This window comes from Streptomyces zinciresistens K42 (assembly GCF_000225525.1).
Classification (GTDB): domain Bacteria; phylum Actinomycetota; class Actinomycetes; order Streptomycetales; family Streptomycetaceae; genus Streptomyces; species Streptomyces zinciresistens.
This window is the reverse complement of the sequence record NZ_AGBF01000455.1, coordinates 1-1064: the sequence shown is the minus strand read 5'-3', so window position 1 is coordinate 1064 and position 1064 is coordinate 1. Positions and strand designations below refer to the sequence as shown.

Sequence of the window (1064 nt, the reverse complement as noted above, 5' to 3'; positions counted from 1 at the left end):
ACTGAAGCACGCCGCCGCGCCCGTGATCGACGAAGCGTTCGCGGGCGTGCAGGGCCAGTTGGGGACCACGGCGGCCTGCCGGCTGACCGGGCGCTCACGCGCCACCCACTACCGCCACCTCAACCCGAAGGCGAAGTCCGCACCGTCCCCGAGACCCGCGCCCGCTTCGGCCCTCTCACCGGCCGAGCGGGCCGAGATCCTGGCGCTGTTGAACCGGCCGGAGTACGCCGACCTGCCTCCCGCGCAGGTGTGGGCGCGTGAGCTGGACGCGGGGAAGTACTGGTGTTCGGAGCGGACGATGTACCGGATCCTGTCCGCCGCCGGGCAGAACGGCGAACGCCGCCGCCAGGCCACCCACCCGCCCAGGGCGATCCCCGAACTGGTGGCGACCGGCCCGTCGCAGGTCTTCACCTGGGACATCACCAAGCTGCCCGGCCCGGACAAAGGCATCTGGCACCACGCCTACGTCATCATCGACATCTTCAGCCGCTACATCGTCGGCCACACCGTCGAGCGGGCCGAATCGGCTGATCGGGCCGAGGAGTTGATCCGCGAGACGATCGAGCGCAACGGGATCGTGCCCGAGACGGTGCACGCGGACCGCGGAACCTCGATGACAAGCAAGAAGGTCTCCCAGCTGCTGATCGACCTCGGCATCACCAGGAGTCACTCGCGCCCCAGGGTCAGCAACGACAATCCGTACTCGGAAAGCCAGTTCAGGACCACGAAGTACACCGCCGATTACCCGGAACGGTTCGATTCGCTGGCCCATGCCCGCGAGTGGATGGACGCCTTCATCACCTACCACAACCACGACCACAGGCACTCCGGGATCGGCCTGCATACCCCCGCCTCTGTTCACTTCGGCACCGCAGAGGAAGTCCGCGATCAGCGGGCCGCCGCTCTCGACGAGGCATACGAGCGCCACCCCGAACGCTTCGCCCGCCGCCCGAAGCCACCCGAGATACCCGGCCAGGCATGGATCAACAATCCGGCAAAACGCAGGGAACCCGAACCACAAGTTTCATAGCCACACGAACGTCTCATTTGACTTGACAACTACC

The 1064-nt window shown here is 66.7% G+C and carries 1 protein-coding gene; it reads left to right on the top strand.

All coding sequences use genetic code 11. The features are described from left to right. On the top strand, positions 1–1030 hold a 1030-nt coding region (locus SZN_RS37170), incomplete at its 5' end, for an IS3 family transposase (protein WP_078509107.1). Positions 1031–1064 lie beyond the last annotated feature (34 nt).